Genomic DNA, 20,404 nt, shown 5'->3' on the forward strand with positions numbered 1-20,404 from the left:
TTATTCCAATATTACCACATTAAGGCATTGTCGTCCCAAACTTGCCAGCTTTTCTCTTTCATGCTAGGAGACAGTGAAAACGATGCACCACCGGTTGGTCCTAATTTTTCCCAAGTAAAATTCGCTTGGAAATTAGAGCTCCAGGATACGGTATCATACGTGTGAACATATTTCGCACCGTACTCTAACGTTGAGTTTGTCTTTTTAGTTACATAGACTGCTGCATATGAACCAAAGCCAAATTTATAATCGTGTACATTAAATAAGTAAACACCTTCTAATCGTTTACTTCCATCTCTAGCTGTTGCATACGTCGAACTGCCTACGTTAGCTGAATAATACTGTCCTACTTTTGGGTCCCATTCAATCGATAGCAAATCATAAGTTGCGGGGTAAACTTCTGATATTGATGGGTTCCAGGAAGCGATTAGTCGATAGAAAGACTCTCCGGTTCGTTTGGCGCTAGAAACTGAGAAGTTCAAATCAGGTGCTTCAATTGCAGTAGGTCCTATCTGATCATTTGTATTAGTCTCGAATTCTACTCCTATTGGTTTTAATTTTTCTTTTAATTCTTTATCAGTCCCTTTGTTAGCCTGCACCAAATTGTTAATAAATGAATCAAACTCTTTATCTGAAAGCTTAGCGATTGCTGTCTCCAATGATTTTTGTTCCGATTTTACTTGTTTATTGCTCAAAGAAAGAACTTTGTTGGCTAAGTCTTTACTACTCAAACTGGAATAGTTAGCAGCAGCATCAGCTCCGGGTGCTAAAATGACGGATGTTAGCAAGACAGCGCAAGTAATTATAGAAGATAGATTTTTCTTCATGAATACCTCCACAGTTTTTTTGTCACTGGAGTGACATTTCTCAATACTATTTTTATCAGAAAATTTAAGCAAATGCTGTCGAAAGTGTAATGATATTCAAAATAGTTAATAAGTACCAATTATGGTTTCTCAAACCAAATGAAGAGGGACATCTCATACTGGATAAAGTAGCTTTTCACGTCATCCTAGCGCGGTTGACTAAAACTTCGCTTATGCATGAATTAGCGATTAATGTGAAAAGGTTGGTACCTTTTTATTCTCATTAGTTGTCGTAAGATTGGATTCCATTGTTACTTGAAACTTGGTATAATATTCACATAAGATTTGTTACTCTTTATTATTGTTGATGACCACATCGTGGTTCAGTTACCCAGAAACTCTGGAAACTTCGTTAACAGCCCGTAGGCTGGTAGGATGACTGTATTCAATCCTGCCTTTCTGCGGGCTTTTTGTGTCTAAAAATCCAATAGGAGGTAAGATCGATGAATCAGAATGAGATTAACCGAAGAAGAAATGAATGGAACAGCCGGTTGTTACTATCCCTTGATCCTCAGTCGGATAAACCGATTATTCTCTCCCATCATTTATTTGAAAAAGGGAGAGGTTATTCGAAGCGGGACATTGCATGTTGCTTTGTCAGTGGCGATTGCATTGGATGGTCTGACGATACGAATCAAATTGTCACGTATGATACAGGAGAAGCCGTAATCGTAGGAAGGGATGCGTCAGATCAACAAATGGTGATAATTGTAGCTGACACTGCTCATAGCTATGTGGTCGTTACCGCATTTCCACCATTAGATGAAAGGAAGTATGGCTGCTCTGTAGTAGCCTAAGCGATGAATACGAGGAAGGAACGATAACCATGACAACTACATACCAATTCATCAGCCAAGAAACGATTGATTATGCTGAGAATCTCCCTATTATTGACTTAATAGAGAAGGTTCTCGTTGTTCCTAAGCGAAACCGAAATACATTTATTTGTTGTCCGTTTCACAATGAAAAAACTCCTTCGTTTAATATCAACATCTCGGGTAACTTTTTCAAATGCCACGGTTGTGGAGCTGGCGGAAATAGCGCCATAAGCTTCATCATTCAATATATGTGGGGCCAAGAAGCCAAAGGGGATAAAAAGAAGTATTACTCAGCCATCGAAGTCATCTGTTCGTATATGAATAAGCCAGTTACTTATGAAGATGGTACTAGCGTTACACCTAAAAAACGGTCTACTAAGAAGAAACAGCAAGACACGAATGTACCCACGAAACCTACCGCAAATATGGATCTTATTAAGAAAGCAAATCATCTACTGCTTACTCACACCGAATTGTCCTCTCAACACTTTATCCACTTACATGAAATTCGTCATCTCACTAAGAAAACCATTATTTCAAAAGGTTATCGTAGTTTTCCAAAGAAACCTTCTCAAGTTGCTATGGCCATGGTAAAAGAATTAGGTAACTTGGAAGGCATCCCAGGCTTTTATCAAGCTAAACCAGAAAAGGGTGACCCGTATTGGGCACTACGAGGCCAAAAAGGATTCTTAATCCCAGTCAGAAATGAACGATTGGAGATCACAGGATTTCAATATCGCCTTGATCAACCACGATGGAGTATCAAATGTCTTGATCTTAATGGGGCAGATCACATGCTTCTGTCAGCTAAGTTAGATTATGAGACTATGATACTTTCCATTTTTTGGAGTGGTGATGCAATTTTCACTGTCCCAATTAAAGAAGCAGCCGAGATTCCTGTTAACTCAAATGGAAAGCAAATAGGTACAGTAAAAGTAAAGCCAGAGAACAAATACTTATGGCTTGCTTCCACCGACTTACCAAAGGGTACAGCGGCAACTGCGTCTTATCACATTGCTGTTCCTACATCTTTGCTTGATCAGAAGAAGTCTCCAATTGGCGTCAAACGGGTAGGCATTACTGAAGGGCCATTGAAAGGTGATATTGCAGCCGAATATTTTAATATGCCTTTCTCTTGTATGCCTGGTTTAAGTAACTGGAGGACTTGTGTAGAAGGCGCACTCAAGCTTGATGCAGACGAGTATGTTATTTTTCTGGATGCAGATGCATTGTTGCAGAAGAAAAAGGATTATAGAAGCGGAAATGTGTACGAAGATATTGGTATGACAATGGAGGGGATTGTGAAAGAACTCATTCGTGCAGGCAAGAAAGTGTTTCTTGCAGCATGGGATCAAAAAATTGCAAAAGGAATCGATGACCTCCTTATTAAAGGGCTGTCAGCACAGATATTTCCAATCAACTAAGCAAGTACCGTTGTGGTGCTTGCTTTCTCATTTTCTCAACTTCAGGAGCTGATGAGAATGACTGTCGCTAAGTTGATAGCGTTACTCGGTAACATCATCTTGTATCGCTTAGGCACTGAGCAATTACATTCGCAAGCATATAACGCGTGGAACACTATTCACAATGAAGGAGCTTACAATGGTCTCTCATTGCTTGAGGATTACCTACATGTATGTGACGGGGACATTGAAAAAGTCGATATTCAGGTCCTTCAGAAATGGTACAACACTTTATTTGAAAGTATCGTCTTAGACCGTTTCCCGTTATTTTCCCCCGCTCCAAGGTCGGAAACTAGACGGGCATTTCGTCACGGGAAAGTTCTACATTTCTACGGGGAATTTCCTAATTGCTATGTCTTGTTTACAAACATTCAAGACATGGAGCAACGGTTTACACGATTAGAAAGAATTCTACAAGCATTGGAATGTTAGTAAACGAGTGCAACTGTAAGGATGAGGTATTCATCCAGCTACCACCGTTGAGCTAGTGAGGATCATGGAAGAGGGAATCATCCTACCGGGAACGTTTCTGATTACCGTGCTTGCTAATCAATTAGAAATTGATCCAAAAGAAATCCGCTATACCGGGAAACCGTTGAACCTTACATGCGCATCCCTTAAGGAGGGTACTAAACGATGAGTGCAGTGTTAAAGCAAGATACAGACCTACTAATGATTCGAAATACTCGAATGATGAAGAAAGTGAAACCACGAAAAGGCAAACCGATTATCCCGGAAGCTAAAGGTATTTCCCCTGAAAGTAGATTTTGGGGGGAAGGCCCTGTTTTGAGGAAAGCAAATTTGCATCCTGGAGATCCGATAAAGGTCGAATCATTTCCTCAATGGGGTGTCATTGTCATTGAACGATGCCAAGAGACTGAGTCTACACACATTGTAAGTCGTCGTTTACGAAAAGGGATGGAAGTAGCTGAGCCGGTCATCGATATTACGAACGAAACGGTTCAGGTGATTCCCGCAGGAACGAAAATTGACATTCTGGTTTACCGGGATAAATTAGTCATTCGCAAAGAGATCTCTTTCGAATTGATTGAGTATGTAAGACCATCTTTTACTAGTGATTCTTTAAAAAAACTCCGTCTGCTATCTATTTTCAGCGGGGGTGGCACAGGGACTGCATCAATGGTAGATACCGGTCTTTACGAGTCCGTTGGAGCTATTGAATGGGGAGAGATGCCTATTCGAACCTTTGCCTGGAACTTCCCAACCTCTTATCTATATTGGGGAGACATCGCAAACGTTTCGTCGGACATCCCTGAATGTGATGTTGTACTACTCACCCCACCGTGTCAGCGATCATCCAAATTAGGTATTGGACAAGCTGGATTGGATCATGCACAAAGTATTCATATTGCTCGCCTTATTTTACGAAGCAAGTGTCAGGCGATCCTTATTGAGAATGTGGGAGAATTTTATAAGACTCGTGGGTTCGAAATGTTGTATCAGCTGCTCTCCCCAGTGTTTGGCCATTGGGTTCCGATTGAAATGAATCCAATCAATATGGGAGGGATTGCATCCCGACCACGTGGTTATCGAGTTGCTTTTCGGGAGCGGGTGCCCTTCCAAATACCACTAACTCCAAAGGTACGAAAACAGCCAAAAGTGTCTGATTATCTAGATGAAAAGACAACAATGCCTTGGCGCGAGAAAGCTGGTTCGACCATGGCCTATTTTGAAGGGGTCCATGCACAAAAGTATGCTCACACTGGTTTTATAAAATCAGCGCTTACCCTAGTGACTCCCGATTCAAATAGGGTAGCGTGCTTTGCAAAGGAGTATTTTCGTATTTCGAGGACATGCTCTTATTTGCAGCACGAGAAGGATAGCCAGTTATGGAGGCCGTTTTCCATTACGGAAGTAGCTAACATGATGAATCTTCCTAATTGGTTCGAGATCCCGTCTGAATTACCAATGAGTTTGGGCTACAAGATTTTAGGAGAAGGTATGGACGGCTTACCTACGAAAGCGATCGCGGTAGAGGTAGCAGCAGTACTTGTAGGCAAGCAAATTAAGCAAATGTACACCGTGAAGCAGAACTTCGAGTATGAGGTTCCGTTATCAGAAAAGAACGGTCAACTAGAGTTAATTCTCTAAGCTATTCAACTACAAAAGTTAGATTATCTACTACCACAAGATGGAGGGAAACAAATCGTTTCTCTCCACCTGTGAGTTTAAACGGGATGGGAGGATATGGGCAGCTAAAACAATAAGAATATACAATATTTTTTGTAACGTCACTTGAGGTGTTACAAAAAATATTGTATATTAAATTCAAAACCATATGGAAATATTTACATTTCACTATAAACGGGGGTTGTATGAAGAATTCTGAGGCCAGAAAGTTAACTGTCGCAGTGATTGGCGGACACAAGAAAACATATTTAGAGATGTTGTCCAATGACTTCGAGTTCGTTTTTGACGATGCAAGGAATAGCGGAAAGGATTTTCGTGGGTTGGTTCGTCAATCTGATGTGATTGTATTCACCCAATGTACCTGTCACAGCACAATGAAGAAAGTTAGAAAATTGGCAGGTAAGATGAACAAGAAGGTCATCTACCACTTCTCACGTGGTGGCCATAGTGCAATTCGGAAAATTCAAGATGTGATTAATCATTAAGGTAAGAAATGAAGGGTTTGGTTTTTAGATCAGGATCAGCTTAGTAGTGCGGTAAAAAAGTGATGTTCAAGTAACTCGTATACAGGTTAGATTGCACCTATCAAAACGGCCAATTCTGAAGGTCAATTTAAAAAGGGGAGGGATTTGCTCATGACTCCAGTGGTCAAATGGATAAAAAAGTCGGATGAGAAAAGCGATGTGACTATCGAAGAGTTTTTAAATTTCGTGGGTAAAGGACAGAAAAGACGTGAGGAAGCACTACAAGCACTGATTGAAGGGCGCTTGTTTCAGGATGCGAGCGTAGCTTTTTATATCGAGGCTCTACGTACATAAATTGTAAAGTTCCTTTTGGGTATTTTCGTATGTTGATAGAGGGATGAAGAGGTGGGGAGTTGAGATGTGAGATACGGAAAATGGACTATCACAGTCTTAAATGAAAAAGTGGTTGAGTTCAGAGACAATACCAAATGGAGAACACACTATATAAATTATGAAATGATTCCTGCCGGGGCTCAATTAGGTGTTATCGAGATAATTAACGCAGAAATTCCTGATGGAGCAGCAACAAGGGCTGCAAGACTAGCGGAAAAATTCCATCGAGAGTTTTTTAACTGGGGTGAATGATTTGAATAGAACTATTAGGGTAGATGTTCCGGAACAAAGAACGAAAACTCCTTTGCAACGGAAAGTAGAACGGTTACTAACGAAAGCCGAAAAACAAGGGTATCAATTTAATGAAATTGAGCTGAGTATGTTCCGATCTTTAGGACGTGAAAATTGGGAAGAAGAAAAGGTAAATTGGCTTGCACTTCAACAATTTGATCAGTTATATGCAAGGTTCTATCCAAAGTAGTTATTCATGAAAGGGAGGAAAGAGCATGTTTCGAGTAACCATTGCGGAAAGAGAAAAGGAGATTGATGCGGTTGATGATGTTGTGGATCACATTCAGTGCAATGCTCATTTTGAAGTCGATGAGACTGACCTTCATTTTGACCTTGAACACTTGGAATCTGGCGAGTTGCTCGTCTTGAGAGATGATTGCAAAGTCGAAAGGATACCTTCTGCAATTGTTTATAAGATCAGGGGTCAATCAGGAAACGTAGAACAGGTAATCACTATGCCAGCAGAGTCACCACAACAAGCGCTGGAAGAAGCGAAAAAATACTTCCCCGAACGCATGCACAGTCAACTGTCTCTCAGCTCGGATGGATCAGAGTATCGCCAACTACTTAGGAGGAACAGGTACCCAGAACACATTCTAGCTAGGATGAGCGACGACGAATGCGAGGCAATCGGGGCTATTTAACACGACAGTAATTCAATTAATTTGGGCAACAGCAAATAAGAAGGTGATCATTACACCTTCCACAAGCTTCTGCTTCACACCAATTATGATGGTATGCGCCGACAAGTACACCACAGTCATAACATTTTTGATAGGCATCGTCATAGTACTTCTCATCACCAAATCTAATCGGTGGATATTCTCCGTCGGGATAGACAATGGGCGAGGAAATACATGACTTTGAAAACTGTTTATCTTGATTGCACCTGGAACATACATCTGATTGAAAGATCATTTTTATCACCATTAAGTATCGTACAACAAATGGTAATTCCTGTACACAACACACGTTATGTTAAATCATTACTTTTGCCAAAGTACGTAAAAACATTCCATATTCCAATAGCTAAAAAAAGGATACCGAGTAAACCGTAATCCAGACTAGTTATCATTAAATAAAGACCATTCAAGCAGATTACAATTGAAACTATTTTATGCAAAGTTATTTTTTTCATAATACTCACCTATATACAGTATTTTACAAAAAATGTATCACGAAATGTGTTTATTTACAAATTGAATAGAATAATTAAATTACCTAAACCTGTGATAAACCCTTGGTACGACTGGCTTTCTCTATAATGTATAACAGCATATTTTCGGGTTTACTTGGAGATGGCCGGTATGATAGGCTGACCAGCCAAGCGGAATCATGTGATTCCTGCGTTCTTCGCGATCCATCATGCCGGTAAGAGGCTCCAAGTCAACCCACTATATAATGTGGTACATCATATAGAAACTCACGGTTATCTAGGGCTGAAAGCCAATCTGATAGGTTTTAATATAATGCTCAGAATGATAAGTAGGAGGTCTTGCTGTGGCGAAATTGGAGAGAGTTACATCGTTTTATCATACGGATTCGGCAGAGGAATTTATCAATAGATTGAATCTTGAAGGTATCGAGACGAACACAGAAATAGTACCCGACGACATTGACGGAGAAAGCCACATGATAGTCGTATTTGCTTCTGATATCAGAAAAGCTAAAACGATTTTTAAAGAGATGTTTGAACAAGAAGATGAGGACTAATTGTACTTATTGTGTATTTAGATTAATTGAGATTGGATGGCGAGGTATATACATGTCAAAATCTCGTGAGGTAAATAAATTACTTAATAGAGCAGGTCTTTGGGAAACAAGGTCAAAACGAGCTGCCTTGAAAGGTGATCTTGATAGATCAGGAGATCTTAGAACAAAGGCAATGCAGCTTGCTGCAAAGGCTCGGCGGTTGGAGCAAGCTGAGAGTAAATAAGTGAGTCCTACGTGGATTTAACATACTAGTTAGGGAGGGAGAAGGTGAGGAGATGCAAACATCGATTTATGTTAGAAATACTTTAGGTCAACTTTTTGAGATAAGTAATACCGCGAAAGATTTCCTTGAGTTTGGGGAAAAGCATAGTCGTTTTACAGAAGGTAAGTATGACTTGGTTTTGTACAAACCGCATCCAACTTCCTTTTTAGAGCCAATGTGGGAATTGATTCATAAAAGCAAGAACAAAGAGGAAGCTGAACACATTCGAACAAAACTAATTGAAATACTCAATAACAAATCACAAATTCTTCAGCAACGACATGCACTGAAAAAGATGAAAAACGTAGCAGTTGAAGGGCTAATAGAGAATATTACTAACGAATTACGCTCAGATTATTTCGAGGTAAAAATTGACGATCTATTGCAAGAACAATGTAGGGAGTTTAGGCTATGACAAGTTCAGAGAGAAAGCAATTACTTGATGATTTAGCTATAGATTTCCTGATTGAGAAAGAAAAGAACATAGTATGGGGGAGAGAACCAAGTGAATCCTATACATTTACAAAGGGAAAGCTAGTGGGTGCTTGTACAGCTCTTGGACTTAATTTTGAGGAATCAGATGGAATATTGACAATATTTACAAGGGAAAGAAGAAAGATTGTTACTCAAGTGGAAATTTAACACATGAGTTAGGGAGGAAAGAACGATGAATAGACAAGCAATTTTGGACGTTTTGAACAGCCTGAAAGTGGTTGAGCTAATAGCGGGGAAGACGCATATATCCTGGTCGCCAACAACGAGGAAAACCGAGCAAAACTAATTACTGTAGGCATCACTGATGATACTATCCGCAAATATGGAGGCGAGGATGAGTATTTTTGCATCTTAGCATTGGCATTTCATGAGGGGTACGCAGATAACTACGAAAAAGGAAAGCTTGTTCTGTGAGGGCTGATCGATGACGAGCTGCGTCACCGGGTCCTGAACGGCGCAGGAACTGCAATAGATGCCGAGCGACTACTTCGGGCACTTGAACCAGAGATATTCGGTCAATTACCGACAAGCAGATCGTTGTCAGGCTGGCTACAAAGTTGATGGGGGTGGGATCGGTACGAAGAGATGGATTTTTGGCATTGGCGATAACAGTATCATGCTTCGAAGATTAAGAGCAATCTGCTTAAGACAACAATCGATAAAAAAGCTCCTAAAGGAGCTTCTATCGGGAAACTTTTGTTTTGGCCATTAATGTCTTCTTAGCGGTTCGTTTGGCATCCCATTTGAATAACAAGATAGTAATAAGCAAATAAATCACAGATCCACCCCAGTAAAATCTGCTCACTTCTCCAGATAAATAACCCCATGCCATAATTACCGTATTTAATACTGTGAAAATAAGCCATAACCATTTGAAAAATTTAAGTATCATTGCAAACTCTCCCAGATGATTTTGTGGTCGGACTAGAAAAGCTTACCATAAAAGTAGAATTATGAGTCAACGTAAACGGAAACTTTCACATTGCTTGCATTAACGTAAACAGTGAGGTGAGATAGATTGAAAGTAATTCAGGGAGATATTACCCAAGTACAAGCAGACATAATTGTGAGCGCTGCTAATGGGATTGGCTATATGGGAGGATGGACGGGACGGTATTATCGTTTAAAAGGTGTTGCAGAATCCATTCACTTCGTATCGAAAGGTATCGTTGAAAAAGAAGCAAAGATTGCTTGTAAAAAGAAAAAATGGCTACCTCGAATCCTATGCGGATATAAGGCAGGAGAGGTATATGTAACTGGTGCAGGAAATCTCTCGGCAAAATGGATTATTCATGCCGTCACTATGCCCTATCCTGGAATGAAAACAAACATAGTGACGGTAAAAGACTTATTACCGGTCATCCTTCGAGAGTCGAAGAGGTTAGGTGCAACTTCAATAGCATTACCTTTGTTAGGAACAGGAACAGGTGGTCTAGCGAAGGAAAATGTCCTAGCCATTTACGAAAAAGATCTTTCCGAAGATCATGGTTTAGAAGTCATAGTGGTGAGCAAATAACCCTCATATCGACCAGTTGCTTACGGCCTCGTTCAAGTTGCTATACAGATAATTAACTGAAAAATATAACGCTCTATTAGGAGGGAAATATGAGTACAGCAATTAACTGGACAGATGAAGTTTGGAACCCAGTTACTGGTTGCAGTAAAGTGTCGGCCGGTTGCCGAAATTGCTATGCATTTGCTCTTCACGATATGAGACATAAGGCATTTGTGGAAGGTAAGAAGCTTGGAAAACAATATGCAAAGCCATTCCACGAGATACAGCTGCTACCCCAGCGTCTTGAGAAACCACTAAAGTGGAAGAAACCACGGAAGATATTTGTAAATAGCATGAGTGATTTGTTTCATGATGATATACCAGGTTGGTTCATAAAGCAGATTTTTGACGTCATGATGAAGGCAGATTGGCATGTGTATCAGGTGTTAACGAAACGATCTGAGAGAATGAAGGATATTGTAACTGCCTATCTGAAGCAACAGAACATGGAAAGCCTTCCACCTCATATTTGGATCGGTGTTTCAGTAGAGAACGAGGAGGCAAGTAAAGAGCGTGTTCATCACCTGATTAAAACGAAAGCATCAGTCCGGTTTTTATCTTGTGAACCACTCCTTGGGCCACTTGATCTTGCAGTCCACCTTTCTTGGATTGAACCAAGCACTGGGAGGTCGTACATCCATTGGATAATTGCAGGTGGAGAATCAGGAATTAACGCACGTCCCATGCGGAAATATTGGGTAGACGATTTGAAGAATCAGAGTAAAGCTTTTGGAATCCCTTTCTTTTTCAAACAGTGGGGGGGAATTTTTACCTCAAAGTGATGAAGACGATGAAGATCCGGAATTTTGGGTTACGGATAGCGGAGCTGGTTTTGTACATACAAGCATGCCCTCAGAAGATGACTGGGATTATATGAACAGAGTCGGAAAGAAAAGGGCGGGACGCCTTTTGAATGGTCTAGAATGGAGCCAGTTTCCGCAAGAAGAAGGAGAAACGTAGAGTAGGCATTGTATTCAGCTGTTTACTGAAGTACAAATAGCCCCTCTCCCCGGAGCCTAAGGGGATTGGGGCCAGAACGACTGTCTCTTCTGGAGCTACCATTAATACAGAGAGGGACACTACATTGTTCTGCTGCACGCATGTATTTGGCGGTCAAAGAAGTTTCGTCTTGGTCCTTCTTTACCAAGCATCCGACAAGTACGGTTTCCCAGGGTTCGCATGCATCCGTACCAGCTTGTGCGTGATTTAGTTGGGACTACACTTCAAGGCCCTATAGTATGAATTATCGTCAAACAGTTTGGAAAACATACTCTGTTTGAGATGAATAGTCGGAGGTAAATAGGATGGAGAGCAGTAGCACCTATTTCTGGGTTCGTGAGTATTACTTACGAGCGTGATGCGTAGGACATCTGAATAAAGAGGTGAAAATGGATCATGTTAAGCAAGAATAAGCTAGTAAAGTGGCTAGATAAACACGATACCAACGAAGCTGAACCAGAAGTGCGGAGACTCATTAAAAACTTGCTGATTGAGATGGATCATGGTGCATTTGATTATGACGATAGCGAATATGATTTGGATAATCCGTATGAGCATGCTTGAGTTGAACAAGTAGTACGGATGAATGGATTAGTCTGAGGTCCAGTTCTTCAAATAGTATCCCAAAGGATAATGGAACATGTAAATAGAATAGGATGTGTTGAGGTTTTATAAAGGAAAAGCAAATGATTGTGTAAATCAAGGAGTCTTTTACCTTTTTAGAAACCTAATGATATCTTAACTATTTAATGAGAGGTAAAGAATTGGATGAACGAAGAACTGCAAAAAATCATTACCTTGTTACAACAGAATGGCTATTCTCTCATGACGTTAATCGATGCGATTAATAAATCCTGTGATCCGGAGAAGCCGGTTATTTTAATTTCCACTTGTGCTCGTTGCCAAGAAGAGTTTCTAAGCAGGACGGCAAGAGTAAAGATGAATGAGTATAAAAAAACACTATTACTATGCCCAACATGTAAGGTAGAACATGAACGTGAAAGAGTTTTGGAACGAGTGAGGAATCATAGAACCAAGAAGAAAGATCAATTGGTTGAATGGACTAAACGAGATTACCAAATGGAGCCATCCATTTTACTACAAGCGATGAAGCATTCGTATGAGACAACAGGGAAATTGACAGCTGCTACATACCGAGAGTGGCAAAAGGATCGAACGGAAATGCCGTCTGTTGAAGATATTGAAAGCGTTTTTGGAAGTTGGAAAGCAGCAAAGGCAAAATTTCGTGATTTCGAGTAGTCATGAATTCGTGATAAAGGGAATGGGGCGAGATACTTGAAAAGAGGAAACTCAAAAGAATCTCCATGGTACACGGTTGCTGGTGCATTTATCATTCTTTTCGTTATCTTTCTGTTAACAGGCGGAAACATTCCGTTTTTGAAGAAATCAGAAGCTGCTGTCAAGCATATTCGTTACGATATTAAAGGTGTAGCAGGAATGCCAACTGATCTACAAAAACAAATGGATCAAGGACTACCATTTCTATTTGATAATGAGAACGGAAAGATGTATATCGTAATCAAGTCGGAAGGAACCGAATTTTCACATGTATCCTCAGTAAAGCAGGAAAACGACAACATTCATGTGAATGTCGATCGTTTTAGATTGCCAATAGCGGTTTACACTACTCCACCATATTTGGTGGAAATTCAACAAACAAAATTTCCTGTGATTGTTAAAGATCATATCATTGAGAATGTCTATCCAGGAAAAGAACTGAAAGAGGAATGGGAGAAAGAAAGAGCCAAAATCATTGCAGATTTTCTCTAATAATGTCTACAGAGAACGGATACTACCCGGTTTTATAAAGCTCAAGTCAGCTTTGGGTTAGGTGAATCGTGGCGTTATTTTACTAAAGAATCAGGTGTAGAAGGGGCCATCTGCAAGTACGATGGAACGGCGAAACCTGTCTCAATGCGTCTGAATAGCTCAGCATTAGACCTTCTTAGTTTCGGGTCAGTGGATAACTAAACCAACTGTATGAAGAAAAGAATTTATCGTAGTTGATACTGTGTACCTGAATAAAAATGCTTAGTAAGACAAAGTGGGGTGTAAATCAATGAAGTTAGAACAGAAAGTACATATGGTGAGGGCTATTTGTGCAGCTGCTATAGTCGGTTCGGGTCTGTGGATGTTAAAAGCCGTAGCGGATTTTTTAGTGGGAGTTATGAAGTTATACAGTTAACCGAATGCTCAATTAGTTTAATGAAGGTTCGTCGTATCTTATAGGTTTTGTATGAGTTTACAAAAATAAGGAAGTGTCATTTCTAATAGTTTTACTATTTACTAATTATAAATAGGAGTGATGTAATTATGGCAATCAAGGTAGATGTATTCAAGACTCAGGCTGATGGGTGGACATTAATGGAGGTAAATTACCCGTTGCTTCAAGCAATAACTAACGAGGAGTTTTCCGAGGCAGTAAAAAAGGAAATTAATGATCAGTTCAATCGTCGTTTCCATTTGGAAGTATACAACAATGAATATTATCAAAAGGTTGCACGATTCACTGCGGTTCAGTCAGGTGTAGGGGTGGCTATAATCTTAACTTATACAAAAAAGTTAGATGTAGACGGTGGGGAAGAAAAAATAGAGCATAGAATAATTGACTTAAATGACGTCCGAACTATAACTTCAATGTTAAACAATCAATTTGGCGTGTTTAAAGATTCTCAATGTGCTAACGAATAAACACAGCGTATATGGAGTTGAGGCTATGACAAGTTCAGAAAGAAAGGATCTTCTGAATGATTTAGGCACGATCTATTTGGTGGTTTTTGCTTCTCGTTATAGAAATAAGCAGTAACCTTGCCAGGCGTATTGGCTATTTAAACTGCCCAAATAGATAAATGGAAGGGTATCAATGGTGAAAATAGTTAAAGGAGGGACAAGTTCAGCGTTGTGTGTACTCCAAGAAGCTATTAGCAAAGCCCCAAGGGTTCGAGAGAAAATAAAGAATGATTGAAGCGACAAATAATAAGGAGCGTGCCTGAGAATGTCTGGAAATGTAAAAAAGGAAACAGATTCATTGCAAATTAGAAAGCCGAAATACCAGGAACATGATAGTATTCAAGGCGTTGCAAAACGAATAAAACGATATCGGCCAAGTTTGTCTTCCTATAGTGATTTCGAGATTGACGCAACTCTCTTGCTCGAAATTTCTCGTGGAAATGAGAAGTTAGTAAAGGAAGTACAAGATTTTATTCTTGAGCAACAGAAAGAAGATGCAGCAGTCGGTGGTTTCTTAGCTATTGGAGTATTTCGAATATGCAAAGAAGATCTATTGTCGAATGGAAAATCTGAATGGATTCATGTGGTGTTTGACCATGGGCTTTATGTCACTCTAATAGCGTGTCGTATTGGTCATTCAGACTGGACTTATAATCAATCTATGGATAAGTCACTATTGTACTCAATGGCGCACATGATGATAAACCAATAGTTTCATCTGATAGTAAATAATTTGAGGTAACACCTGCTCAGGGAAATAAGACGTACGCATGTTCAAATTGAATAGGAGGATCAAGAAAATGACAAAGACAAACGAGAACTGGAGAGCATCAACACCGCTGGAAGTTGAACACGCCAAACAGTCAAGTGGAGTTGACTGTTTATTCAGACCGGCAGTTGACAGAAGATGAGGTTAAGCCACGGGCAATAGCAGCCTGCATCCTTCATATAAAGAACACGTGGTATCAGGAACTAACAGTTGAACAGATCGAATTTGTATCATCTCGTTATGATGGCGATTATTCAGATTTTCATAAATAAGATGGAGCACAATGTGTAGGCTGATAAGAAATGGTGTACTTATGAAGGATAACACGATGTGCTGCGAAACATGAGGTAAGAGTTTTAGAGAAACACCTATCATTGAGAAGTCGTTCAGATTCGTTATTCAAGCAGTTGTTTTGCAGCTTGAGCAAAAAACCGGAGATCATCGTGATCAGGAAAACATATGCTTGCCATGCTTGACGGAAGAAGTGGAACGCTTGAAATAAAGCTGCGAACCGGAAATCACAAAAATCACCTTCAAAATAACCGCACCTTAACACAGTAGTTAATAGTGTGCCAAGCGTTACGGATCTATTGCGTAAGGCTACGGATTGTTCACGATAAACGGAGGTATAGATGTGACCAAGTACTACTATTTTCGCGACGATAACATTTTTTCTATAGATCGAACAAAGGACTTTATTGGGGAGTTAACTGGTGAATATGACATGTTAACTTTTATTTGGAGTGATGAAAATCGATGGAAGAAATTTGTATTTGAAAACATGGCAATAAGCGATAACCTACAGCTGATAATCACAGAGGGTGGGCAAACAAGTAGTGTCAAAGAGTTTGTAAAACTGTTTACCGAGTTAGGTGTAAATGGATTTGATGAGATTAAGTTAGAAATTATTAAGAAGAGTAGAAAGTCAATTATTATTGAAGGACCAAGAGAGTTCACATACCGAAACTATCGTACTGGTGAAATTATTAGATCAACAGAGCAGTTGGATGGTAGGAAGGGTTTTATACCTTACCCGTATATGGGTGATGTAGTGGAATTTGAAAATGATCCACTAGGAATGCCTGGATATGCTGGGAAATTAGCTTTGATGACAAAAAATTACGAAAAGGGGGAAATGGTTTTTCTATTTGAAGATGGTACGGTATTTGAAACCAAAATGACATGCTCCCCTGAAGATGAGTTCACGTACTTAACAAAGGAACAATGGCTACAGGTCGTAAAGCAATATAGAGAGATCCATGGGGAAGATAACAGTATCCAGAAAATTGAAGCCTATATCAAAGTGAAACTAAATCATTTGTTTTCATATGAACAATATGCCGAGTTGTACTAAGAACTTGGGATTCTGTGAGTGTACGGCATTGTTAGTCTGGCTTGCATACTTCTAATAATCTCAGTTCCGTACAGGAAAATCTGTTCAAGTTCATTTTGAATGAAAGTTTGATTCCTTCGTATTGATTTCGTTGAGAATGGCTGTTATGTAAAGTTGATACTTACAAAAATTCAAGAGTAAAAGGGCAAGTTTTAGTTAGTGATCAATTTGACGCTTCAGCCACCACTATGTATAATTTTCAGTAAATCAATATCTGGTCGAACGGAAATACCGGGTCGAAGATGCCATGAAAATGGCTCTTCGGCCTTTTCTTTTTTCCGAAGAGAAGTTGGACCTTCAGTTCGATTAATTGTGAGTCAATAATTTATAAGGGGTGGGCTTATGATGAGAAACTGGTTCCTAGCTTTATTGATGATGGCATTTGTATTGATCATTCCTAGCATGATTGAAGTTGCTAGTGCAGCTGCTTCTACACAAGAGAAGGAGATTGAATTCCCGTTAAGTATTACCAAAGCTCAGCAGAAAACGATCGCAATCAAGGGGTTACTAAGCATTGAGAAAACCGAAGTGGATAACGGGACAGTATCTTATTCGAGGGATAGTGATAACGTTACCGTCACCGTTAACAATGGAACTTCTGTAGGTGGTCAATACAAATACAAAGTGAAGATAACATATACAGTAAATACAGCTCCTTCACTTGCGATCACTCAGCCATTGGATCAACAGTCCTTTGGGATGGCCTATTCCATCCCAATAAAAGGAGAAGTACTCGATCCGGACACCGACGATAAACTAACCGTCTTCTACCAGGTGGATAACGATATCCAGACAATTCTTAAGTCGGTTAACTCTACCGGTATAGCAGAAGTATTAGAAGGGGAAATTTCACTGTCAGAGCTACCGAGAGGAAAACACACTCTTCAGATTTGGGTTGAAGATGATAAAGGTGCGAAATCCGAAGTCATCCAAAAAGAGTTTCGAGTGTTGAGCTCCAATTCGATCCTGAGTATTTTAAACACTAACTACGTAGGTACAGAGGTCATGCGCCCTGCATTTAAAAAAGAAATCACAGGCTATTCATTAAGTGTCGAAAATGTAGTTGACACTATTACCGTTACACCCTCAACGGAGGAAGCTTGGTCAACGCTAAAAGTGAACGGAACACAGCATGATAGCAGTACAGAATCACCTCAATTTCCACTTAAAATAGGAACCAATGATATCAAAATTGAAGTCACTGCTGAAGACGGTCAAACGAAGAAGAACTACTTAATACGTGTGACTCGTTTAGCAAGCAAGAACACAGCGCTAAGCAATTTAGTTGTATCAGATGGAACCTTGACACCTGCGTTCGATCGAAAAGGGTTTGAATATACAGTAAATGTTCCATATGGGACGAAAACAATAACGGTTACACCAAAAGCTGAAGAAGAGCTTGCCTTGATAAAAGTAAATAATGTTACCGTTTCTAGCGGAGCAGCTTCAAAGCCAATACCTTTGCAAGTGGGTTCAAATTCAGTTGGGATACGAGTAACTGCTCCAGATGGAGAAACAACGAATTCTACTCAGTTGACAATTATACGAGGTGCAAACTCAGACGCTAGACTTAGTACTCTACGACCTTCCATTGGAGGATTAAGTCCATCGTTTACATCAGATCAACTGGTGTATTCTATGGATCTTCCCAACGAAGCCAAGGAACTACGATTTACAGCTACTGCATCGGATACCGAAGCCTCTATTCGAATTAATGGAAACGTTGTTTTAAGTGGGGAAGAATCAAGCGGGATTCAACTAAACACAGGTGATAATACAATATCCGTGGATGTTATTGCTCAAGATGGAACAAAAAAAGAGTATGTTGTTCAAGTGAAAAGAGCGGTGAGTACCAATAATCGACTGAAAGCAATTTCGTTTACTGATGTTAATATGAGGCCAGTATTTTCGCCACACACCCAATCGTATGTAGGGACGGTCCTGCCAACAACCACTGCAACGACTGTTTTGGCAAGCACAGAAGACACGAACGCTAAAATGAAAATTAACGGTAAAGATGTACAGAACGATGAGCCCGCTGTAGTGAATTTGGGAGTTGGACAAAACGTTGTTATAGTTCATGTTATTTCACCTTCTGGAGAAGAAAGAACTTACCAATTTACAATAACGAGACCAGGAAGTAGTAACGCACTTCTAGCTGACTTATGGTTATCGATTGGGGACTTGGACCCTACCTTCAGCTCTACCGTGAATGACTATACTGTTAATGTCGGCAGTGAAGTTGATACCATCCAATTAACAGCGATTGCAGATGATAACCATGCAAAGATAAAGATAAAAGGAGAGTTTTACGGGAGCGGGGAGACAACAGTACCTTTCCCAATTTCAACTGGTAAGAATGTATTCGAAGTTCAAGTCATTGCAGGTAACGGGGTCACTACCAATACCTATAGCATTACCGTACAAAGAGAGCTATCCAATAGCTCTGATTTGAAAGAATTGAAACTATCCTATGGAGCCATTTCACCCGTGTTAACGAATGGCCAATACAATTACGAAGCAGCTGTCCCTTATAGTATTCCGAGTGTCTCTGTTATCGCTTCCGCTGAGCAGGGTAGCAAAATCACGGTTAACGGAAAGACGATACCCAATGGTGGTTCATCGTCAAGCATTGGCTTGGCGATCGGTAGTAATACGATCAATATCGTTGTAACGAGTCCTGATATGTCCAAGACAAGTACATATCGTCTCTTAATAAAACGAGAAGCTGGGAATCCAAGTCAAAGTAATGTCTTTATGGTGAGTCCGATCGATACTCAGCTAGTCGCTATGTTTACAAATCCAACAAAAGATCACGTTACGGGTGAGTTGTGGAGGAAAGGTAAGAAAGAAGCCACAGCAACATCACGATCGAATACCATTGTGTTTGGTAGTAACGGGAAACGTATTTCCGTTATGAAAGGTGAAGTATACACCGTAAAGATAACTTACCGCTCTAGTGGAGTAACTCTTCAGGAGACCGTTACTGCATTAGGATCAGCTGATGTAAAAGCAAGTCCTGTACGAGAACTTGGCGTTCAAGCAAGTACGCCTACATCAACAAATCTATCCTGGAAAGCTCCAGCTGATAAAACACCAGCGACCGAATATACGGTGACTATCTATAACCAAAGTACAGGAAAACGGGTTCAATCCGTAAAAGTCAAAGATGAATTCTACCAATTTAAAAAGCCTGTAGGTGGGGGACAATTCCGTTTTGAAGTACAACGATTAGACATTCATAGAAAACCGTCAGGTATTGTGAAAACATCTGAATAACAAAAAACTCATTGCCGTTAATATTTTTATAGGGAGGACTCATAGTCCCGGCCTTGAATAGATTTAAGAATTGTAGAATCAGTATGATATTAGTGAGGGAACAAGCAAATGGGGGTTAATTCAAAGGGAAAAAGGAAATTGGAGCATAGCGGTAGGACGTATTATTGGATTGTCCAGCAAGATATTGAAGATTATGGACGGATCAATCTTAGTATCGTTTCAGAAGATAAGAAGTTTATCGTTTCATATCATGTAGGCCAATCTACCAATTCTGAGACACCATACATTGTTGTTAAGGGAATCGAGTTTGGAGGATTAGAAAATTATAGTCGCCAAGGTTGGGTCAGGATACAGACGCCAAGTTGGGAAGATTCCTTCATTACACCAGGTCTCGTTAAAACAATAATCGATTGGTGTTTGCTTAGAAAGGACCGTCTGACATTTGTTGATTGGGAAGGTAATCTAATCTAACTTAGCTTTTTGGATCACAATTGATTAAGTTAAAAGGTTAGGTTACGGAGGAACACATGAAGAGGCTGCCGATTCTTTACGGCAGCTTTTTTTTATTTCCAAGTATTGCATTTGATGAAATAAATCGTTCATGTTATATTAATTGCCCGCCTTCCAAAAAGGGCGAGACAAATGGAACCAAACGAACTACTTTAAAAATTACCTATTGATTCATAACAATCATATGTGGTATATTGTGATTCCGGCACTTTTGAAGTGCTAGTGAAAATGT

25 protein-coding genes are annotated in these 20,404 nt (G+C 39.9%); 22 read left to right on the plus strand and 3 right to left on the minus strand.

The window, feature by feature from the left end; translation table 11 throughout:
- Nucleotides 1-11: 11 nt before the first annotated feature.
- A complete protein-coding gene (locus POF51_RS26435) occupies nucleotides 12-827 on the minus strand; it encodes a hypothetical protein (RefSeq protein ID WP_271756442.1) in 816 nt (271 codons plus the stop codon).
- A 482-nt stretch (nucleotides 828-1,309) separates the two neighbouring features.
- Between POF51_RS26435 and POF51_RS26440 the strand changes: the two genes are divergently transcribed.
- From POF51_RS26440 to POF51_RS26475, 8 genes are all read left to right on the plus strand, one after another.
- The gene (locus tag POF51_RS26440; protein ID WP_271756443.1) at nucleotides 1,310-1,663 is read left to right on the plus strand and encodes a hypothetical protein; all 354 of its coding nucleotides are present in this window, start codon (nucleotides 1,310-1,312) and stop codon (nucleotides 1,661-1,663) included.
- A 29-nt stretch (nucleotides 1,664-1,692) separates the two neighbouring features.
- The gene (locus POF51_RS26445; protein WP_271756444.1) at nucleotides 1,693-3,108 is read left to right on the plus strand and encodes a CHC2 zinc finger domain-containing protein; all 1,416 of its coding nucleotides are present in this window, start codon (nucleotides 1,693-1,695) and stop codon (nucleotides 3,106-3,108) included.
- Nucleotides 3,109-3,783: 675 nt separating this feature from the next.
- Complete coding sequence (locus POF51_RS26450) at nucleotides 3,784-5,259, plus strand: DNA cytosine methyltransferase (protein ID WP_271756445.1); 1,476 nt, start codon at nucleotides 3,784-3,786, stop codon at nucleotides 5,257-5,259.
- Between the two features lie 224 nt (nucleotides 5,260-5,483).
- Entirely contained in the window at nucleotides 5,484-5,783 is a 300-nt protein-coding gene (locus POF51_RS26455; protein ID WP_271756446.1) for a DUF2325 domain-containing protein, read from the plus strand.
- 150 nt (nucleotides 5,784-5,933) lie between these two features.
- Nucleotides 5,934-6,116: a hypothetical protein gene (locus tag POF51_RS26460; protein ID WP_271756447.1), complete on the plus strand. Its 183-nt coding sequence runs from the start codon at nucleotides 5,934-5,936 to the stop codon at nucleotides 6,114-6,116.
- Nucleotides 6,117-6,182: 66 nt separating this feature from the next.
- Complete coding sequence (locus POF51_RS26465; RefSeq protein WP_271756448.1) at nucleotides 6,183-6,407, plus strand: hypothetical protein; 225 nt, start codon at nucleotides 6,183-6,185, stop codon at nucleotides 6,405-6,407.
- A 1-nt stretch (nucleotide 6,408) separates the two neighbouring features.
- Nucleotides 6,409-6,636, plus strand: a complete 228-nt coding sequence (locus tag POF51_RS26470; protein WP_271756449.1) for a hypothetical protein — start codon at nucleotides 6,409-6,411, stop codon at nucleotides 6,634-6,636.
- A 25-nt stretch (nucleotides 6,637-6,661) separates the two neighbouring features.
- On the plus strand, nucleotides 6,662-7,090 hold the full coding sequence (locus POF51_RS26475; RefSeq protein ID WP_271756450.1) for a hypothetical protein: 429 nt from the start codon (nucleotides 6,662-6,664) through the stop codon (nucleotides 7,088-7,090).
- A gap of 12 nt (nucleotides 7,091-7,102) precedes the next feature.
- Here the strand turns inward: POF51_RS26475 and POF51_RS26480 are convergent, their stop codons facing one another.
- Nucleotides 7,103-7,234: a hypothetical protein gene (locus POF51_RS26480; protein WP_271756451.1), complete on the minus strand. Its 132-nt coding sequence runs from the start codon at nucleotides 7,232-7,234 to the stop codon at nucleotides 7,103-7,105.
- Nucleotides 7,235-7,946: 712 nt separating this feature from the next.
- Between POF51_RS26480 and POF51_RS26485 the strand changes: the two genes are divergently transcribed.
- Genes POF51_RS26485 through POF51_RS26500 form a run of 4 tightly spaced genes read left to right on the plus strand, consistent with a single transcriptional unit; the run spans nucleotide 7,947 to nucleotide 9,063 of the window.
- Nucleotides 7,947-8,159 carry a hypothetical protein gene (locus POF51_RS26485; protein ID WP_271756452.1) on the plus strand — a complete coding sequence of 71 codons (213 nt, stop codon included), beginning with the start codon at nucleotides 7,947-7,949 and terminating at the stop codon, nucleotides 8,157-8,159.
- Between the two features lie 52 nt (nucleotides 8,160-8,211).
- Entirely contained in the window at nucleotides 8,212-8,382 is a 171-nt protein-coding gene (locus POF51_RS26490; RefSeq protein ID WP_271756453.1) for a hypothetical protein, read from the plus strand.
- A 52-nt stretch (nucleotides 8,383-8,434) separates the two neighbouring features.
- Nucleotides 8,435-8,836: a hypothetical protein gene (locus tag POF51_RS26495; protein WP_271756454.1), complete on the plus strand. Its 402-nt coding sequence runs from the start codon at nucleotides 8,435-8,437 to the stop codon at nucleotides 8,834-8,836.
- Entirely contained in the window at nucleotides 8,833-9,063 is a 231-nt protein-coding gene (locus POF51_RS26500) for a hypothetical protein (protein ID WP_271756455.1), read from the plus strand. The genes POF51_RS26495 and POF51_RS26500 overlap by 4 nt, the downstream gene beginning before the upstream one ends.
- Before the next feature lie 535 nt (nucleotides 9,064-9,598).
- Here the strand turns inward: POF51_RS26500 and POF51_RS26505 are convergent.
- On the minus strand, nucleotides 9,599-9,808 hold the full coding sequence (locus POF51_RS26505) for a hypothetical protein (RefSeq protein ID WP_271756456.1): 210 nt from the start codon (nucleotides 9,806-9,808) through the stop codon (nucleotides 9,599-9,601).
- Between the two features lie 126 nt (nucleotides 9,809-9,934).
- Here POF51_RS26505 and POF51_RS26510 point away from each other — a divergent pair, with 126 nt between their 5' ends.
- The 10 genes from POF51_RS26510 to POF51_RS26555 all read left to right on the plus strand — a co-directional run bounded on the left by POF51_RS26510 (nucleotide 9,935) and on the right by POF51_RS26555 (nucleotide 20,133).
- Nucleotides 9,935-10,432 (plus strand): macro domain-containing protein, encoded by a 498-nt coding sequence (locus tag POF51_RS26510; protein ID WP_271756457.1) that lies wholly within the window; start codon nucleotides 9,935-9,937, stop codon nucleotides 10,430-10,432.
- An 89-nt stretch (nucleotides 10,433-10,521) separates the two neighbouring features.
- Nucleotides 10,522-11,253, plus strand: a complete 732-nt coding sequence (locus POF51_RS26515) for a DUF5131 family protein (RefSeq protein WP_271756458.1) — start codon at nucleotides 10,522-10,524, stop codon at nucleotides 11,251-11,253.
- Nucleotides 11,254-11,866: 613 nt separating this feature from the next.
- The gene (locus tag POF51_RS26520; protein ID WP_271756459.1) at nucleotides 11,867-12,034 is read left to right on the plus strand and encodes a hypothetical protein; all 168 of its coding nucleotides are present in this window, start codon (nucleotides 11,867-11,869) and stop codon (nucleotides 12,032-12,034) included.
- A 204-nt stretch (nucleotides 12,035-12,238) separates the two neighbouring features.
- On the plus strand, nucleotides 12,239-12,730 hold the full coding sequence (locus POF51_RS26525) for a hypothetical protein (RefSeq protein WP_271756460.1): 492 nt from the start codon (nucleotides 12,239-12,241) through the stop codon (nucleotides 12,728-12,730).
- 36 nt (nucleotides 12,731-12,766) lie between these two features.
- Nucleotides 12,767-13,261 carry a hypothetical protein gene (locus POF51_RS26530; RefSeq protein WP_271756461.1) on the plus strand — a complete coding sequence of 165 codons (495 nt, stop codon included), beginning with the start codon at nucleotides 12,767-12,769 and terminating at the stop codon, nucleotides 13,259-13,261.
- Nucleotides 13,262-13,804: 543 nt separating this feature from the next.
- Entirely contained in the window at nucleotides 13,805-14,182 is a 378-nt protein-coding gene (locus POF51_RS26535) for a hypothetical protein (protein WP_271756462.1), read from the plus strand.
- A 304-nt stretch (nucleotides 14,183-14,486) separates the two neighbouring features.
- Nucleotides 14,487-14,933, plus strand: a complete 447-nt coding sequence (locus POF51_RS26540) for a hypothetical protein (protein ID WP_271756463.1) — start codon at nucleotides 14,487-14,489, stop codon at nucleotides 14,931-14,933.
- A 691-nt stretch (nucleotides 14,934-15,624) separates the two neighbouring features.
- Nucleotides 15,625-16,344, plus strand: coding sequence for a hypothetical protein (locus tag POF51_RS26545; RefSeq protein ID WP_271756464.1), 720 nt, complete (start codon nucleotides 15,625-15,627; stop codon nucleotides 16,342-16,344).
- A 381-nt stretch (nucleotides 16,345-16,725) separates the two neighbouring features.
- Complete coding sequence (locus POF51_RS26550) at nucleotides 16,726-19,662, plus strand: cadherin-like beta sandwich domain-containing protein (protein WP_271756465.1); 2,937 nt, start codon at nucleotides 16,726-16,728, stop codon at nucleotides 19,660-19,662.
- Nucleotides 19,663-19,770: 108 nt separating this feature from the next.
- Nucleotides 19,771-20,133 (plus strand): hypothetical protein, encoded by a 363-nt coding sequence (locus tag POF51_RS26555; protein ID WP_271756466.1) that lies wholly within the window; start codon nucleotides 19,771-19,773, stop codon nucleotides 20,131-20,133.
- Nucleotides 20,134-20,404 lie beyond the last annotated feature (271 nt).

It is taken from the genome of Brevibacillus sp. AG (assembly GCF_028369215.1).
GTDB classification, from domain to species: Bacteria; Bacillota; Bacilli; order Brevibacillales; family Brevibacillaceae; genus Brevibacillus; species Brevibacillus porteri.

Bases quoted from the DNA above. Each gene is read 5' to 3' on its own strand.
- POF51_RS26495 (WP_271756454.1), top strand. From the start codon at position 8,435: ATGCAAACATCGATTTATGTTAGAAATACTTTAGGTCAACTTTTTGAG.
- POF51_RS26480 (WP_271756451.1), bottom strand. From the start codon at position 7,234: ATGACGATGCCTATCAAAAATGTTATGACTGTGGTGTACTTGTCGGCG.
- POF51_RS26435 (WP_271756442.1), bottom strand. From the start codon at position 827: ATGAAGAAAAATCTATCTTCTATAATTACTTGCGCTGTCTTGCTAACA.
- POF51_RS26460 (WP_271756447.1), top strand. From the start codon at position 5,934: ATGACTCCAGTGGTCAAATGGATAAAAAAGTCGGATGAGAAAAGCGAT.
- POF51_RS26540 (WP_271756463.1), top strand. From the start codon at position 14,487: ATGTCTGGAAATGTAAAAAAGGAAACAGATTCATTGCAAATTAGAAAG.
- POF51_RS26445 (WP_271756444.1), top strand. From the start codon at position 1,693: ATGACAACTACATACCAATTCATCAGCCAAGAAACGATTGATTATGCT.
- POF51_RS26500 (WP_271756455.1), top strand. From the start codon at position 8,833: ATGACAAGTTCAGAGAGAAAGCAATTACTTGATGATTTAGCTATAGAT.
- POF51_RS26475 (WP_271756450.1), top strand. From the start codon at position 6,662: ATGTTTCGAGTAACCATTGCGGAAAGAGAAAAGGAGATTGATGCGGTT.
- POF51_RS26550 (WP_271756465.1), top strand. From the start codon at position 16,726: ATGATGAGAAACTGGTTCCTAGCTTTATTGATGATGGCATTTGTATTG.
- POF51_RS26450 (WP_271756445.1), top strand. From the start codon at position 3,784: ATGAGTGCAGTGTTAAAGCAAGATACAGACCTACTAATGATTCGAAAT.
- POF51_RS26525 (WP_271756460.1), top strand. From the start codon at position 12,239: ATGAACGAAGAACTGCAAAAAATCATTACCTTGTTACAACAGAATGGC.
- POF51_RS26520 (WP_271756459.1), top strand. From the start codon at position 11,867: ATGTTAAGCAAGAATAAGCTAGTAAAGTGGCTAGATAAACACGATACC.
- POF51_RS26490 (WP_271756453.1), top strand. From the start codon at position 8,212: ATGTCAAAATCTCGTGAGGTAAATAAATTACTTAATAGAGCAGGTCTT.
- POF51_RS26440 (WP_271756443.1), top strand. From the start codon at position 1,310: ATGAATCAGAATGAGATTAACCGAAGAAGAAATGAATGGAACAGCCGG.
- POF51_RS26515 (WP_271756458.1), top strand. From the start codon at position 10,522: ATGAGTACAGCAATTAACTGGACAGATGAAGTTTGGAACCCAGTTACT.
- POF51_RS26555 (WP_271756466.1), top strand. From the start codon at position 19,771: ATGGGGGTTAATTCAAAGGGAAAAAGGAAATTGGAGCATAGCGGTAGG.
- POF51_RS26535 (WP_271756462.1), top strand. From the start codon at position 13,805: ATGGCAATCAAGGTAGATGTATTCAAGACTCAGGCTGATGGGTGGACA.
- POF51_RS26505 (WP_271756456.1), bottom strand. From the start codon at position 9,808: ATGATACTTAAATTTTTCAAATGGTTATGGCTTATTTTCACAGTATTA.
- POF51_RS26455 (WP_271756446.1), top strand. From the start codon at position 5,484: ATGAAGAATTCTGAGGCCAGAAAGTTAACTGTCGCAGTGATTGGCGGA.